This window comes from Chrysanthemum yellows phytoplasma (assembly GCF_000803325.1).
Lineage (GTDB): Bacteria > Bacillota_I > Bacilli_A > Acholeplasmatales > Acholeplasmataceae > Phytoplasma > Phytoplasma asteris.
Window position 1 is genome coordinate 1 of record NZ_JSWH01000110.1, and the last position, 2,061, is coordinate 2,061.

Below are 2,061 nucleotides of genomic sequence, written 5' to 3' on the forward strand. Positions count from 1 at the left end.
TGAGTTAATCTTTATATAGGTTATTTTAAAAGTCAAACTGTTATAAAACTGTTAGTAAAGTGTTATAAAGTTGTTAGTAAAATGTTATAAAACTGTTAGTAAATTGTTATAAAGTTGTTAGTTTTCTTTTTTTATTAAATATTTATACATAGGATGTAGTTTTTTCACCCGATAACCTTGTTTATCTTTTGTCAAAAAAGATTGAATGTATTTTAAATCTTCTTTACGATAATAGATGATGTTTAACCCTTTTTTATAGTTTGTTTTTATGGGTTTATGGTATTTATCTAGCTTTTGAGGGTCTAATTGATATAATTGTAAAGTTGCTAATTGATTGACATCAATTTTCCCAATCAATTCTTTCACTTGATTTTTAGTTTCATTTTGATAATTGATTTGAAAAAGAGGATAGAGGTTTTTAAGAGGGTTATTTTGGCTTTTAAGCGGGGTTAAATTAGAAAGTAATAGTTTACTATTACTAGAAGAGAAATTATCATTAATTAAGGTGATTTTCGTTTGTTTCATTTCTTCTAAGATTTGAGGGTCAACGAAGAGAGTTTGGTTTTTAGGACGGTAATTAGCTTCTTGGTAGGTATTTTTCTTTTTAGAATGAGAGATAATAGTGAGGTTAATTAAATCTTCTTTTAATATTTTTAAAAAGTTTTTAATTTGGATTAAATCATTAGGGGTGGTTTTTTTGTTCCAACCCCCGATTCTAATTTCTTGACTAGTGTCTTTTTTCATCTTTTTTCTCCTTAATTTGGTTTATTGTTATAAAAATAAAAAACCCCGAATTTGCGAAAAATAAAATCGCAAAATTTAGGGTATATGAGCTTATTTTGGGGTATGTTAATGTTATTATATGTGTAGATGTTATATATTGGTGTAATAAAGTAATAATTTAATTAATTACTTCAACTTTGTCTTCACCAAAGAAATGAACGGCTAAATCGACGATTATTTTCTTTTGGGCCTCTTCATAAGTAATGTATGGGTCTAAAAAACATTTTTGATATGCTTCTTTTCCGTATTGACGTAATAAATCATCCACATCTTTACAAGTTTTATCATAAGGTGGTAAAATACGTCTAATTTCGTAAATAATATTTTCTTCTTTAAGTTGTTCTCCTAAGGCTTCACTGCGTTTTCGTCCTGTTTCGTCGTTATCTAAGGCGATAATCACTTTAATCTTTTCTTTTTTGAGAATTTCTAATTGAGATTGGGAAAGTAATTGAGCGACACAAATGAGACCGACTACGTTTTTAATACCATTTTGCCAACAACTAATGACATCAAAAAAACCTTCATGAAGGATAATTGTTTTCGTTTTTTTAATATATGGTAAAGCTTCAAAAAACCGATAACTAAAATGAAATGTGGGAGTTTGACTAAAATTAGTTAAAGCTTGGTATTTGGGTTGAAAGTAAGAAACTTCGCGGAAATGGTTTTGATAAAAATGAAAAGTTTGATGATAACCATTTTCAATGGGAATAATAATGGAACCATGGAAAGTATCATGATAATATTTTTTATTTTGTTGACTGGTTTTTTCTTTGATAAAACCATATTCTAATAATTGATCGATATTAATATTTTTCTTTTGACAGTAATTTATGAGACGAAAGGATAAAGGTTTATCAGATAAGGGGGCGTAACCTAGTTTAAATTCTTTAATGGTTTCTAGGGTTAATTTTCTTTTTTGGGTTAAATATTCTATTCCTGGTTGACTTTCGTTATTTCGGTTAGAAATTAATAAATAATGATAATAATCTCTAATTTGGTTAAATAAAGGCGAGATTTCTTTAAATAATTGTTTCTTTTTGATATTAATTTCCTTTTCGTCAATTGGTTTTTTTGATTTAATAGGTTGATATGATTGTTGAAAAGGGTTAATAGTTATTTTTGTTATTTCTTTTTCTTGTTGGATTAAGGTTTTAAATTCAAAAGAATTCATAAATCCTTCTATTCTTTGAATCGCTTCATGAAAAGATTTAATTTGACGGATAGTTATATAAACATCAATAATATCATAATCTTTACAACATTTCCAACAATGAATTT

General features: G+C 26.7%; 2 protein-coding genes. Both read right to left on the reverse strand.

From position 1 onward, the window contains the following. Nucleotides 1–117: 117 nt before the first annotated feature. Nucleotides 118–744: a hypothetical protein gene (locus OL66_RS02340; protein ID WP_034172302.1), complete on the reverse strand. Its 627-nt coding sequence runs from the start codon at nucleotides 742–744 to the stop codon at nucleotides 118–120. 157 nt (nucleotides 745–901) lie between these two features. Next, on the reverse strand, nucleotides 902–2,061 hold a 1,160-nt coding region (locus OL66_RS02345), incomplete at its 5' end, for a toprim domain-containing protein (protein WP_034172303.1).